Below are 12,992 nucleotides of genomic sequence, written 5' to 3'. Positions count from 1 at the left end.
TCGCGCGCCGTGCGGCATCTGTGTCGACTGCGATGTGCGCCGTATGGCGGTTTGTGCTGCGCTCGACGACGGCGATCTTGGTGCGCTGGAAGCGATCATGACGTCCAAAAGGCTGGATGCGAACGAGATGCTGGTCGAGGAGGGTGAGCTGAAGGGGCGGGTCTTCAGCCTGACGTCCGGTATGTTGCGCATCTATACCTCTCTACCGGATGGGCGCCGCCAGATTGCGGGCTTCCTGTTTCCCGGCGATTATCTCGGTCTTGCCGACGATGATGTCTATTCGCAGTCGGCGGAAGCAGTGGTGCCTTCGGTCCTGTGTGCCTTCTCCACGAAGGAAATGGAAAATCTGATGGAGCGCTTTCCAAAGCTCAAGGAAAGGCTGCACCAGATGACGCGGGCTGCACTGCGCACCGCGCGCGACAACCAGCTCGTGCTCGGTCGTCTTGCGCCGGTGGAAAAACTTGCGAGCTTCCTGCTGGTTCTGTCCTCCCGCGCCGAAAAGCGCGGTGAACGCTCCAATCCGGTGCATCTGTCGATGAACCGTACGGATATCGCGGATTATCTGGGGCTTACCATCGAAACGGTGAGCCGAAGCTTCACCAAGCTGAAGAGCCAGGGCCTGATCCAGCTCATCGACGCCAATACGGTCGAAATTCTGTCGCGCCGTTCGCTTGCAGCTGTTGCGGGCATGGATTTCGACGCACTTTAAAACGGTCTAAGGTCGATCTGTTGTAATCGCTCTAATTCTTTGTTTTAGCGTATATTCTGCCTGATCGAAGCTGGGCCTGAAATCAGTCCGGTGCGCTGATTTCACCGTATAGGCGTGCAGCACTTCTGCTGAAGATTCTCCAGCTCCCAATACTCTGCTCATTCATCGTCACCCGTTGATTCAAATCAATGCGGGGTGCCGCGTTGCCCTGTAATTTCTACCATAAAGATTGATGCGGCTACAAAAGGGACGGCCGCGCGGTAAATGGGGAGAAAGACGGGTGCTCTTGTGGCTGGTCACTGCAACCTTGGCTGTCATTCATGCGGTATATCGTGCCGCATCATGCCGTCCAGTCCTGCAGGTTGCAATTCCGGTTCAGGCATCGGCGTCTCCATTCGCACTGGCCGAACTTCGCCAGTCCGCGCGCCGCGCGAGGTGGGTGCGCCATGCATGAAGAAGCGATAAAGCGTTACGCTGCACTTGCTGTTCCGCGCTATACGTCCTTTCCGACGGCTGCCGATTTCGTTCCCTTCGCATCCGAGACTGCGCATCGCTGGCTTCGCCAGATTGGCCCGGGCGAGGGCACCTCACTCTACATCCATGTGCCTTATTGCAAGCAGCTCTGCTATTATTGTGGCTGCCACGCCAAGGTCGCCATACGCGACGATGTCGTCGAGAGTTTCTATCATTCGCTATTGAACGAAATCGAAACGGTGGGCCATGTGCTGACCGGCCGTCCGCGCGTCACCCATCTGCACTGGGGCGGCGGAACGCCTTCGATCCTGAATTCTTCCCAGTTTCTGGAAATTATCACAGCGCTGCGCTCGGTGTTCGAATTTGCGCCGACGATGGAGCATGCCATTGAGCTTGATCCGCGCTCTGTCACGCCGGACCTCGTCAGGACGCTGGCTTTCATGGGCGTCAACCGCGCCAGCCTTGGCGTCCAGGATATCGATAATCGTGTGCAAAAGGCCATTGGCAGGGTGCAGATGATGGAAACCGTGTCGGAAGCCACATGGCTTTTGCGCGGTGAGGGCATCGAGAAAATCAATTTCGATCTCATCTATGGTCTACCGATGCAGACGGTGGACAGTCTGCGCCGCACCTGCGAGACGGTTGCCGCGCTACGTCCGGACCGCGTTGCCTGCTATGGTTATGCACATCTGCCGCAGCGCCGCGCCAACCAGCGACTGATCGATGCGAGCCAACTGCCCGACGCTGAAGCGCGCTTTGCGCAGTCGCGAGTGGTGGCTGACTGTTTTTCCGCTCTCGGCTACGAGCCGGTGGGTATCGATCACTATGCCTTGCCGGACGATGCGCTGGCAGTTGCTGCCCGCAAGGGGCTGCTGCACCGCAATTTCCAGGGCTATACCACGGATCGAAGCCAGACCCTGATCGGTTTTGGGCCGTCCTCCATCTCGCAATTTCCGGGCGGCTATGCGCAGAACATTCCCGATATCGGGCAGTATCGCAAGACCGTCGATGCGGGCGAGCTTGCCACGGTGCGCGGCTATACGATGCGCGAAAGCGACCGGCTCCGTTCAGCAATCATCACCGCGCTCATGTGCAATTTTGAGGTCGATCTCGATGATGTGGCGCCGGGTATGGAGTTCTCTGATGAACTCGCCTTGCTGCGCCCGCTGGTCGCCGATGGTCTGGTCGAAGTGAAGGGTAGCCTCATCCGCGCTACCGAGGATGGCAAGCCGCTGATCCGCCTCGTCGCGGCGGCCTTTGATGAATTTCGCAGGGAAACGGTGCAAGGCTTCAGCTTCGCCGTGTGATCTGCATTTGATCGAGCGGTTCCAACGAACCGTTCTGGAGATGCCGCTGTACCGGGCCGTCAAAAGGTCAGTGGCATGGGAGCGCCGCCGTTGGGGGACGTGCGGCGCTCCCCCTCTTCGGGGAGCGCTTTTCAAGTTCGGGCTCAGGCTTTCGCTTTGCGGTTCTTTTCCAGCTTTGGCAGGAAGACGGTCAGAAGGCCGAGCAATGGCAGATATGAGCAGATCGTATAGACGAACTCGATGCCCTTGCGGTCGGCGACGATGCCGAGAACCGCGGCTGCGATGCCGGCCATGCCGAAGGCAAAGCCGAAGAACAGACCGGACACCATGCCCACACGTCCCGGAAGCAGTTCCTGCGCAAAGACCACGATGGCAGGAAAGGCCGAGGCCAGGATGAAGCCGATGATCACCGTCAGCACAGCCGTCATCTCAAGATTTGCGTAAGGCAAAGCCAGAGTGAAGGGCAAAACGCCGAGGATCGACACCCAAATCACTTTGCGCGTTCCGATGCGATCACCGATCGGGCCACCAAAGATCGTTCCCGCAGCCACAGCGCCGAGGAAGAGGAACAGCAGGATCTGCGAGGTCTGCACCGACACGCCGAAATGGTGGATCGTGTAGAAGGTGTAGTAGCTCGTCAGGCTCGCCATGTAGATATATTTGGTGAAGATCAGCAGCGCGAGCACGGCAACCGTGGCGATTACCCGGTTGCGCGGCAGCGGCAGCGTCTTGTCAGGCTGCGCCCTGCGGGCATTGGCCAGACGATAGCGATTATACCAGTTACCGACATACCAGAGCAGCAACATGCCCGCCAAAGCTGCGATCGAGAACCACGAAACGCTGATCTGGCCGAAGGGCAGCACGACGAATGCCGCAAGCAGCGGGCCGATTGACGAACCGAAGTTACCGCCCACCTGAAACAGCGATTGTGCGAAACCGTGCTTGCCGCCCGAGGCCAGTCGTGCAACCCGCGATGCTTCCGGATGGAAAACGGACGAGCCGAAGCCGACGCAGGCAGCGCCCATCAGCAGTACCGAATAATGATGCGCGGTCGCCAGCAGCACGAGGCCGACAAGTGTGCAACCCATGCCGAAAGACAGCGAATAAGGCATCGGCTTGCGGTCGGTATAGATGCCGACGAGCGGCTGCAAAATGGATGCCGTCATCTGGAAAGTGAAGGTGAGAAGACCAATCTGCCAGAAGGACAGGCTGTAATTGTCCTTCAGCATCGGATAGATGGCCGGAAGGAGCGACTGCATCATGTCGTTCAGAAAGTGGCCCATGCTTGTGGCCAATATGATGGTGAGGACCGTATTGTCCGCACCGCTGTTGGACGGCTGCTGCGCAGCACTCATGCTCATAATGCGACTCCTCGAACACATCCCGAAAAGCATCAGCGGTTTTCGGATAAGATGTGCGTTAAAATAAACGTGCAGAGCGCCGACCCAATTCAATCAGATCGAACGCATTTTATAAGAAGTATCCGTCTTTCGTTCCAACCTTCCCGCATATTGGAAAGAAAAGGAGCGTTTGGATGCCATTCCGAAAGGAGATTTCGTCAAGCGTACTCTCCAGTTCTCTCTTCATAAGCATATTGCTCGCCGCCCGCTTTCGTGATTTGGTCCATTACTTGTCAGAGTGGGCCAAGCTAAGCTGTTTAAGAACGAATTTGAGATGAAGCCGCCATCGCCATCACGTCTTTTCTTACCCGAGAGCGAGGAACTGCAAAGATTCCACGAAGACCGCGTGGCGATGCTGGAGACCATGACCGGGCCGGTAGTGGCGCTTCCGACGAAATATCCCGACGGCTATTTCGTACCGCTCCACAGCCATTCGCGTGCGCAGCTGTTGTGTGCTTCGCAGGGCGTCGTTCTGGTTACAACCAATGCCGGTCGCTGGATGATCCCCGGCGATCATGCCATGTGGATACCGGCTGGCATCGAGCATTCGGTCGAGATCGTTGGCGATGTCTATATGCGCTCGATCTATATCAGCACCGATGCCGTATCCGGCGTGCCCGACTATCTGCATGTCGTGGGGCTGACTGATCTGATGCGCTGCCTCATCATCGATGCGACCATGATCGACAGCATACCGGAAGCGGGCAGCCGCGACGCGCTGGTTATCGAACTGATCCTGCGTGATCTGCATACGCTGCCGCAAAGGTCGCTTGGACTGCCCATTCCGAACGACCCGCGCTTGCAAAAGCTCTGTCGCGACTTTGTCAAGAACCCGTCTTCGCGCGTCACAATCGATGACTGGGCGGACAGGCTTGCCATGAGCAGGCGCTCCTTTACCCGGCATTTCCAGCGTGAGACAGGGGTGAGCCTTTCGGTGTGGCGTCAGCAGGCCTGCCTCTTCGCCGCCGTTCCCCGGCTTTCGGAAGGGGAAGCCGTAACCAGCGTGGCGCTCGATCTCGGCTATGACAGTGTTTCGGCCTTTACGACAATGTTTCGCCGCATGCTGGGCGTATCCCCTCGTCATTACCAGCCGAAATCAGAGCTGGCGCCGACAGAATACCGCGATGCATGATCGATAGGATGATCTAATAAAAGCAATTGTTTCCGCTCGAGGAGAGCAGTATTAAGAGCCCATGTTGTTCCAACGCCGAAATCCGCTGACCCGACGCGAGCGCCTGAGACTTATGCTCTGGCCGCGTCGCTCCTTTTCCCGTTCTTTCAAGTACGGGGGCAAGAGGATTCTGCGCATCACCGCGTCGCCGCATGCGGTGGCGGCAGGATTGGCCGTGGGTGTCTTCTCGGCATTTACCCCGTTTTTCGGCTTTCATCTGATCATTGCGATTGTGCTTGCCTATTTTCTGGCAGGAAATATTGCAGCTGCCGCCATCGGCACCACGCTGGCCAATCCGCTGACTTTACCCTTCATCTGGGGCAGCACGTTCGAACTGGGCCGCTTCATCATGAATGGCAGTGTGGATGCAGCGCCGCCTGTGCATTTTGGCCGTGCTCTCGAAACGATGCATTTCGATGAAATCTGGACGCCGCTTCTGAAGCCGATGCTGTTCGGTTCGACAATTCTGGGCGCAGCCTGCGCCGTGCTTGTCTATTTTGTGACGCGCTATGCAGTCTCGGGGTTTCGCCGTCGTCGTCTGGAGCGACTGGCTGAAAAGCACAGGCTGCACGGCGAGCGGGGGCTGCAGCAAATATGATCGTCGGAATAGGCAGTGACCTTATCGATATCCGGCGTATCGAAAAAGCGCTTGAGCGGCACGGCGACCGCTTCCGCAATCGGGTTTATACCGAAATCGAACAGAAGAAATCGGATGGCCGCCAGCAGCGGGCTGCATCCTATGCCAAGCGCTTCGCCGCCAAGGAAGCCTGCGCCAAGGCACTCGGCACCGGCATTGCGCGCGGTGTGTTCTGGCGCGACATGGGGGTGGTGAACCTGCCTTCCGGCAAGCCCACAATGCATCTGACGGGTGGAGCCGCCACCCAGTTGCAGAAACTCCTGCCGCCGGGAACACGCGCTGCCATACATCTGACAATTACCGATGATTTTCCTCTCGCGCAGGCTTTCGTGATCATCGAGGCGTTGCCGGAATCGGCTTGAGCGGTTTTGGTAGGCCTACACGAAACTTGTTGGGATTGTGACAGGTAAACTCCTGCTCATAATCGTGCGAGAAAGCAGTGCGCGGATTGCCTCACGCAATCTTAGCGGTTATTAGATCGCGTTATCGCAAGCGGAGAGACAATGAGCGTGTCCAGCAAGAGTGAAACCAAGAAGTCCGGCGGCCTCGGCGAAACCATCAGCGTTATCGTGCAGGCGCTGCTGCTGGCGCTGGTGATCCGCACCATTCTTTTCCAGCCATTCAGCATTCCATCGGGCTCGATGCGCCCGACGCTTCTGGAAGGCGATTATCTGTTCGTGTCGAAATATGCCTATGGCTATTCGCGCTTTTCGCTGCCTTTTGGTCTCGACCTTTTTTCGGGACGTATCTGGAGCGCGGAACCGAAGCGCGGCGACGTGGTGGTTTTCAAGCTGCCGAGCGACACGTCCGTTGATTACATCAAGCGTGTGATCGGCCTGCCGGGTGACCGCGTGCAGATGCGCGGTGGTGTGCTTTATATCAACGACCAGCCGGTCAAGCGCGACCGCATCGGCACCATCGACAATCCCGATGTGACGGAAGAAAACCGTCCGGTCGAGGTCTATCGTGAGACGTTACCGGATGGCGTGACCTACGACACGCTTGATCTTGCACCCAATTCCATCGGCGACGATACCCGCGTCTTCGAAGTGCCAGCCGGTCATTATTTCATGATGGGCGACAATCGCGACAACTCCCTCGATAGCCGCTTCGGCGTCGGCTATGTGCCGTTCGAAAACCTCGTCGGTCGCGCCAATATTATTTTCTTCTCCATCGCGGACAAAGCCAGCCCGCTGGAAATCTGGAAATGGCCGACCGATGTGCGTTTCAGCCGTCTGTTCAGTTCTGTGAATGCTGCGCCCCACACGGCCGTCACCGGAAACTGAGATGGTTTCCGCAGGGCAGGCAGCATCCATTCTGGAAGAGCGCACAGGACACCGTTTTCTTAATTTGAAACGGCTGGAACGTGCGCTCACCCATTCAAGTGTACAGGCCCCATCGCGGGCGAATTATGAGCGGCTGGAATTTCTTGGCGACCGTGTGCTGGGGCTCGCTGTCGCAGAAATGCTGTTTGAGGCATTTCCCGAGGCTTCCGAAGGCGAATTGTCGGTGCGCCTCAATGCGCTCGTCAATGCCGAAACCTGTGCGGCGATTGCCGACGAAATCGGTCTCGCCAATTTCATTCACACCGGCTCCGATATCAAATCGCTGAACGACAAGCGCCTCATGAATGTGCGCGCCGATGTCGTGGAAGCGCTGATCGCGACGATCTATCTCGACGGCGGCCTTGAAGCCGCGCGCTCCTTCATTAAGCGTTATTGGAAGAAACGGTCGCTGGAGACCGGCGCAGGGCGCCGCGATGCCAAGACGGAATTGCAGGAATGGGCGCATCAGCAGGGCAATGTGCACCCGTCCTATTCGGTCCTGAGCCGCAGCGGCCCGGACCATGACCCGCTTTTCGTGGTCGAAGTTCAGGTGAAAGGCTTTGCGCCGGAAAACGGTGAGGGGCGCTCCAAGCGCATCGCCGAACAGAGTGCTGCAGAGGCTATGCTCTACCGCCAAGGCGTGTGGAAGCGCGACGAAACTATATGACGCAAGAACTCACGTTTTTTCAATCGAGATCGGTTATAATTGATCGATTGCGACAAATTTCGTTGTAATGACGACAGGTCGCACGGGAGGCGGGCGTGCCAAGGGGATCACGCTCTATAAAAATATCGTCTGGAAGGATGGACAATGAATAATCGGACGACACCGACAGAAAGCGAAACGGAAACCGGGCAGACCCGCTCGGGCTTTGTTGCGCTGATCGGGGCGCCAAATGCGGGGGAAATCCACACTGGTCAACCAGCTTGTGGGCACGAAAGTATCGATTGTCACGCACAAGGTGCAGACAACACGCGCACTGGTGCGCGGCATCTTCATCGAGGGTCCGGCTCAGATCGTTTTGGTCGACACCCCCGGCATATTCCGCCCGAAGCGCAGGCTCGACCGCGCCATGGTCACCACCGCCTGGGGCGGTGCGAAGGATGCGGATATCATCCTGGTTCTGCTGGACGCGCAGGGCGGTCTCAATGAGAATGCCGAAGCGCTTTTGGAAAGCATGAAGAATGTGCGCCAGAAGAAGGTGCTGGTGCTGAACAAGGTGGACCGCGTCGATCCGCCGGTTCTGCTGACGCTGGCACAGAAGGCCAATGAACTGGTGACCTTCGACCAGACATTCATGATCTCGGCACTGAATGGCTCGGGCTGCAAGGATCTGGCGAAATATCTGGCTGAAAACGTGCCGAACGGCCCGTGGTATTATCCGGAAGACCAGATTTCCGACATGCCGATGCGCCAGCTCGCAGCCGAAATCACCCGCGAGAAGCTTTACCTGCGCCTGCATGAAGAACTTCCCTATGCCTCGACCGTGGAAACGGAACGCTGGGAAGAGCGCAAGGATGGTTCGGTTCGTATCGAGCAGGTCATCTATGTCGAGCGCGAAAGCCAGAAGAAGATCGTGCTTGGTCACAAGGGCGAGACGGTGAAGGCGATTGGCCAGTCGGCGCGCAAGGAAATCTCGGAAATTCTCGAACAGACGGTTCACCTGTTCCTGTTCGTGAAAGTGCGCGAAAACTGGGGCAATGATCCCGAGCGCTATCGCGAAATGGGACTTGATTTCCCAACCTGACAATCAAAACTGACCTCTATGGAATGGCATGATGAAGGCATAATTCTGGGCACACGTCGTCATGGTGAAACCAGCGCCATTGTCGAAGTGATGACCCGTGAACATGGCCGACATCTGGGCATGGTGCGCGGCGGGCGATCCCGCCGCATGCAGCCGCTGCTCCAGCCCGGCAACCATGTCGATATCGGCTGGTGGGCGCGGCTGGACGAGCATATGGGCAGTTTCACTATTGAGCCGCTGGGCTTTGCCGCAGCCCGGCTCATTGAAACGCCTGTCGCGCTTTATGGCATCCAGCTTGCAGCCTCGCATTTGCGGCTCTTGCCGGAACGCGACGCCCATCGCGGACTTTATGAAACGCTGCGGCTGATCATCGAGCATTTTGACGATCCGCTCGCATCCGGCGAATTGCTGCTGCGGTTTGAAGTCATGATGCTGGAAGAACTGGGCTTCGGCCTAGATCTCAAGGAATGCGCCGCCACGGGCCGCCGTGAAGAGCTGATCTATGTCTCGCCGAAATCCGGCCGTGCCGTTTGTCGCGAGGCTGGCGCGCCTTGGGCCGACAAGCTTCTGGCCTTGCCTGCTTTCGTCAATGATACGGCGGTGCGTGCGTCGTCTTATGAAGACATCGACCATGCGTTCAAGATGACGGGCTATTTTTTCTTGCGCCATGTCTGGGAGCCACGCGCGCAGACGCCGCCCGATTCTCGTGGCGGCTTTTTGAACGCGCTTAAACGCGGACAGGCAGGTTGAAAACCTCGCCTTCAAACGCTTCTGCACCACGACCGATCAATTTGATCGCAGCAGCCATCCGACCATTACGTCCCAGAATCTCATCTGCAATCTCGATCAGGCGGATATTCGGCGTGGCGGAAGGCGACCGCTTCCGCAATTCGTTTGCCAGCCCTGCTTCGTCGCTTTGCGGATTGAGCGCTAGGGCCGCGATATAGGCGGCTGCGGTTGAACGGGAAATGCCCGCATAGCAATGGATGAGCAGCGGCGCGTTTTTGGGCCATGCGCGCACAAAGCCGAGCAAGGCTTGCACGTGGCTCGTGTCTGGCGCGACCATGCCTTCGCGCGGTTCGGTAATGTCGTTGAATGTCAGCACCAGACGCCGCATAGCATCGCTTTCCGGCAATGCAGGAACTTCCCCGCTAGTCAGCGTTACGACATGGCTTGGCCGGTGATGCTCAAGCTGTAGAGCCAGTTGGGAGAGGGGGCTGACGGCGATCAGCGTCATGAGCCGCTCTTGCGCTTTTCTTCCAGCAAGGCGAAGCGCGCCAGAAAATCATTCTGCACGTTTTGCGTCGGGCGTGGGGTCAGGTCCAGATTGGCTGGATCGAAGCCGCGCGGGCGACCGAAATATTTGATGGCTTCCCCTTCGCTGAAACCGGCCAGTCGCGTGGCTTCGAAAAACGCGGCAATCTGATCGGCGCGTTTTACCAGCGGTTTCAGCTTTGCGGACAATGTTGCAGGCAGGGAAAAGCGGTGGTGAATGGCGGTTTGCAGACGTGTTTCAATCAGCTTGTAATTGCCCCCATCACCGCCTTGAACGGCGAGATCATGTCGCCGATGACATATTCCGGCGCGTCATGTAGCAACGTCAGGATTTGCCATTCGACGCTTGCATCGGGCACGAGGCGATTGAATATCTTTTCCACCAGCAGGGAGTGCTGGGCAACGGAAAACGCATGCTCGCCGATGGTCTGTCCATTCCAGCGCGCCACACGGGCGAGGCCATGCGCAATGTCTTCGATTTCCACATCGAGCGGCGAGGGGTCGAGCAGGTCCAGCCTGCGGCCCGACAACATGCGTTGCCAGGCGCGCGCTTTGCCGGATGATTGATCCGCCGCCGCCATCAGGCGTTGCCTGCTTCGATTTCCGGGAAGCCGAACCGAACATGAGGCGGGAGGCTCAGTTCTAGCGGTGTTTCGCCAGCGAGCAGGGGCGTGCCTGCATCCATTGCGTTCTTGACGCGGTCGATGCGCACAAGCGCGATGCCGACGCCATTTGCAGAACTGCCGAGATTGCCGACTTCACGTCCGTCTGCCGTAATAGGTGTGCCGAGCGGCGGCAGATTGCCTTCCGACTTGGCGACCAGAACCCGGCGTCGCGGCGTGCCGCGATGCTGCATACGCGAGACGACTTCCTGTCCGATGAAGCATCCCTTCGGGAAGGTGACGCCGCCGATCTGGTCGAAATTGACGTCATGCGGAAACACATCGCTATAGGCAAAATCGGCTTCGCCTTCTGCGATACCATATTCGGCGCGCAGCTTCGTCCAAGCCGATGCGTCGGCATTTTCACCGGCCTGACCATAGGTGCGAAGCACGTTCAACTCAGCCGGAAAGCGGGAATCGCGTTTTGTTGAATCATCTTGTGAAGGAGAGGAATCAGTTTGCCAGGAAACGCTGACAAGTGGTTCCGGCAATTGTGTAATTTCCGCTTTGGCGCGCAGGCGATAGAATGTCATGCGCTTGCAGAAATCAGCTGCAATGCTTGCGGGCATCTCGAAGCGCAGGCCGTTTTCAATACGCGAGACAAGGAAATCGAACAGGATTTTCCCCTGCGGCGTCAGCAGCGCACCGGGTTTGGCTTCGTCTGAGCCGAGCTTGTCGAGATTGGTCGTGATTACGGCCTGCAAAAACTTTTCCGCGTCTTCGCCGGTGATGTGGACCAGTGCTCTGTTGGAAAGATTGATCGTTTCGGCTGCCGTTGTCATCGCTTCTTCCTTGCGTTTCGCGCCTTCGTTACGTAATCCCCATTGGAAAGGCTCGCAAGTCCCATCAGCAGCGTAGGAGAGCACAATGGCCGAGACGTTCGACACGATTCTGAAAGGCGCAACCCTCGTCAATCATGACGGCACCGGGCAGCGCGATATCGGTATTCGCAACGGGCGTATTGCCGCTATAGGCTCTCTGGGGCAGGCGTCGGCAGGCGAAGTGATCGTCTGCACCGGCCTGCATATCCTGCCGGGCGTCGTGGACAGCCAGGTTCATTTCCGCGAGCCGGGTCTGGAGCATAAGGAAGATCTCGAAACCGGTTCCCGCGCTGCCGTGCTGGGCGGGGTTACGGCTGTCTTTGAAATGCCGAACACCAAGCCGCTGACCACGACCGTCGAAACGCTGGAAGACAAGATCCGTCGCGGACGCCACCGCATGCATTGCGATTTCGCCTTTTGGGTCGGCGGCACACGCGACAATGCGAAGGACGTTGCCGAACTGGAGCGCCTTCCGGGCGCCGCAGGCATCAAGGTGTTCATGGGTTCCTCGACCGGCGATCTGCTGGTTGAAGACGATGACGGCGTTCGCTCCATCCTGAAAAATACGCGCCGCCGCGCTGCCTTCCATTCGGAAGACGAATTCCGCCTCAAGCAGCGCGAAGGTCTGCGCGTGCAGGGCGATCCGTCCAGCCATCCGGTCTGGCGCGATGAAATTGCCGCGCTGCAATGCACGGAACGTCTGGTGCGCATTGCGCATGAAACCGGCGCACGCATTCATGTGCTGCATATCTCCACGGCTGAGGAAATCGACTTTCTGCAAGCGCATAAAGATGTTGCGACCTGCGAAGCAACCCCGCATCACCTGACGCTTTCCGCCGATGAATACAAGACGCTGGGCAATCTCATCCAGATGAACCCGCCGGTGCGCGACAAACGCCACCGCGACGGCATCTGGAAGGGTATCGATCAGGGTATCGTCGATGTGCTGGGCTCCGACCATGCCCCGCATACGCTGGAAGAAAAACAGAAGCCTTACCCGGCCTCGCCATCCGGCATGACCGGCGTGCAGACGCTGGTGCCGATCATGCTCGACCATGTGAATGCGGGCAAACTGTCGCTGGAGCGCTTCGTTGATCTGTCGAGCCACGGCCCGAACCGTATTTTCGGCATGTCGCGCAAGGGCCGCATCGCTGTCGGCTATGATGCCGATCTGACCATTGTGGACATGAAGCGCCGCGAAACCATCACGCATGAACAAGCAGGCTCAAAAGCTGGCTGGACGCCTTACCACGGCAAGACCGTCACCGGCTGGCCGGTCGGGACAATCGTTCGCGGCATCAAGGTGATGTGGGACGCAGAAATCGTGAACCCGCATCAGGGCGAGCCGGTCGAATTTATCGAAGCTCTGCCGCGCGGATAATGGGTTTTCACGCCGTTCGAACGAATGGCGTGATTTGTCCCATCTTTGTCCGGCATCTATCTTTCGCTCCAGTCTATACGGC

The 12,992-nt window shown here is 58.0% G+C and carries 12 protein-coding genes and 2 pseudogenes; 10 read left to right on the top strand and 4 right to left on the bottom strand.

Going from position 1 to position 12,992, the window contains the following annotated elements; translation table 11 throughout:
* The first annotated feature begins 43 nt into the window (after positions 1–43).
* Both QLQ11_RS04995 and hemN read left to right on the top strand, forming a co-directional pair.
* The gene (locus tag QLQ11_RS04995) at positions 44–709 is read left to right on the top strand and encodes a helix-turn-helix domain-containing protein (RefSeq protein WP_210261576.1); all 666 of its coding nucleotides are present in this window, start codon (positions 44–46) and stop codon (positions 707–709) included.
* Between the two features lie 446 nt (positions 710–1,155).
* On the top strand, positions 1,156–2,490 hold the full coding sequence (gene hemN, locus QLQ11_RS04990) for an oxygen-independent coproporphyrinogen III oxidase (RefSeq protein ID WP_124915587.1): 1,335 nt from the start codon (positions 1,156–1,158) through the stop codon (positions 2,488–2,490).
* 143 nt (positions 2,491–2,633) lie between these two features.
* Here hemN and QLQ11_RS04985 read toward each other — a convergent pair whose 3' ends face one another.
* Positions 2,634–3,851: an MFS transporter gene (locus QLQ11_RS04985; RefSeq protein WP_121535571.1), complete on the bottom strand. Its 1,218-nt coding sequence runs from the start codon at positions 3,849–3,851 to the stop codon at positions 2,634–2,636.
* 313 nt (positions 3,852–4,164) lie between these two features.
* On the opposite strand from QLQ11_RS04985, the gene QLQ11_RS04980 reads away from it, so the two are divergent.
* The 7 genes and pseudogenes from QLQ11_RS04980 (at position 4,165) to recO (ending at position 9,521) form a co-directional block, all read left to right on the top strand.
* On the top strand, positions 4,165–5,022 hold the full coding sequence (locus tag QLQ11_RS04980) for a helix-turn-helix domain-containing protein (RefSeq protein ID WP_109368647.1): 858 nt from the start codon (positions 4,165–4,167) through the stop codon (positions 5,020–5,022).
* A 61-nt stretch (positions 5,023–5,083) separates the two neighbouring features.
* Complete coding sequence (gene bspA / locus QLQ11_RS04975; protein ID WP_124915588.1) at positions 5,084–5,659, top strand: type IV secretion system effector BspA; 576 nt, start codon at positions 5,084–5,086, stop codon at positions 5,657–5,659.
* A complete protein-coding gene (gene acpS, locus QLQ11_RS04970; protein WP_109368649.1) occupies positions 5,656–6,060 on the top strand; it encodes a holo-ACP synthase in 405 nt (134 codons plus the stop codon). Before bspA ends, acpS begins: the two co-directional genes overlap by 4 nt.
* A gap of 141 nt (positions 6,061–6,201) precedes the next feature.
* Positions 6,202–6,984, top strand: a complete 783-nt coding sequence (lepB, locus tag QLQ11_RS04965; protein WP_121535580.1) for a signal peptidase I — start codon at positions 6,202–6,204, stop codon at positions 6,982–6,984.
* Position 6,985: 1 nt separating this feature from the next.
* Positions 6,986–7,690, top strand: a complete 705-nt coding sequence (gene rnc, locus QLQ11_RS04960; protein ID WP_121535583.1) for a ribonuclease III — start codon at positions 6,986–6,988, stop codon at positions 7,688–7,690.
* Between the two features lie 144 nt (positions 7,691–7,834).
* Positions 7,835–8,771 (top strand): annotated as a pseudogene (gene era / locus QLQ11_RS04955) (GTPase Era).
* An 18-nt stretch (positions 8,772–8,789) separates the two neighbouring features.
* Complete coding sequence (gene recO, locus QLQ11_RS04950) at positions 8,790–9,521, top strand: DNA repair protein RecO (protein ID WP_078340715.1); 732 nt, start codon at positions 8,790–8,792, stop codon at positions 9,519–9,521.
* Here the strand turns inward: recO and QLQ11_RS04945 are convergent.
* The 3 genes and pseudogenes from QLQ11_RS04945 to QLQ11_RS04935 form a co-directional block, all read right to left on the bottom strand.
* A complete protein-coding gene (locus tag QLQ11_RS04945) occupies positions 9,499–10,008 on the bottom strand; it encodes a tyrosine phosphatase family protein (protein WP_109368652.1) in 510 nt (169 codons plus the stop codon). The genes recO and QLQ11_RS04945 overlap by 23 nt on opposite strands.
* Positions 10,005–10,627 (bottom strand): annotated as a pseudogene (locus QLQ11_RS04940) (YfbR-like 5'-deoxynucleotidase). The gene QLQ11_RS04945 and the pseudogene QLQ11_RS04940 overlap by 4 nt, the downstream one beginning before the upstream one ends.
* Positions 10,627–11,577: a folate-binding protein YgfZ gene (locus QLQ11_RS04935; RefSeq protein WP_124915649.1), complete on the bottom strand. Its 951-nt coding sequence runs from the start codon at positions 11,575–11,577 to the stop codon at positions 10,627–10,629. Before QLQ11_RS04935 ends, QLQ11_RS04940 begins: the two are co-directional and overlap by 1 nt.
* Here QLQ11_RS04935 and QLQ11_RS04930 point away from each other — a divergent pair.
* Positions 11,576–12,910, top strand: a complete 1,335-nt coding sequence (locus QLQ11_RS04930) for a dihydroorotase (protein WP_124915589.1) — start codon at positions 11,576–11,578, stop codon at positions 12,908–12,910. The genes QLQ11_RS04935 and QLQ11_RS04930 overlap by 2 nt on opposite strands.
* Positions 12,911–12,992 lie beyond the last annotated feature (82 nt).

Source organism: Ochrobactrum sp. SSR (genome assembly GCF_030067775.1).
GTDB lineage: Bacteria > Pseudomonadota > Alphaproteobacteria > Rhizobiales > Rhizobiaceae > Brucella > Brucella teleogrylli.
This window is presented reverse-complemented; position numbering and strand designations above follow the sequence as displayed.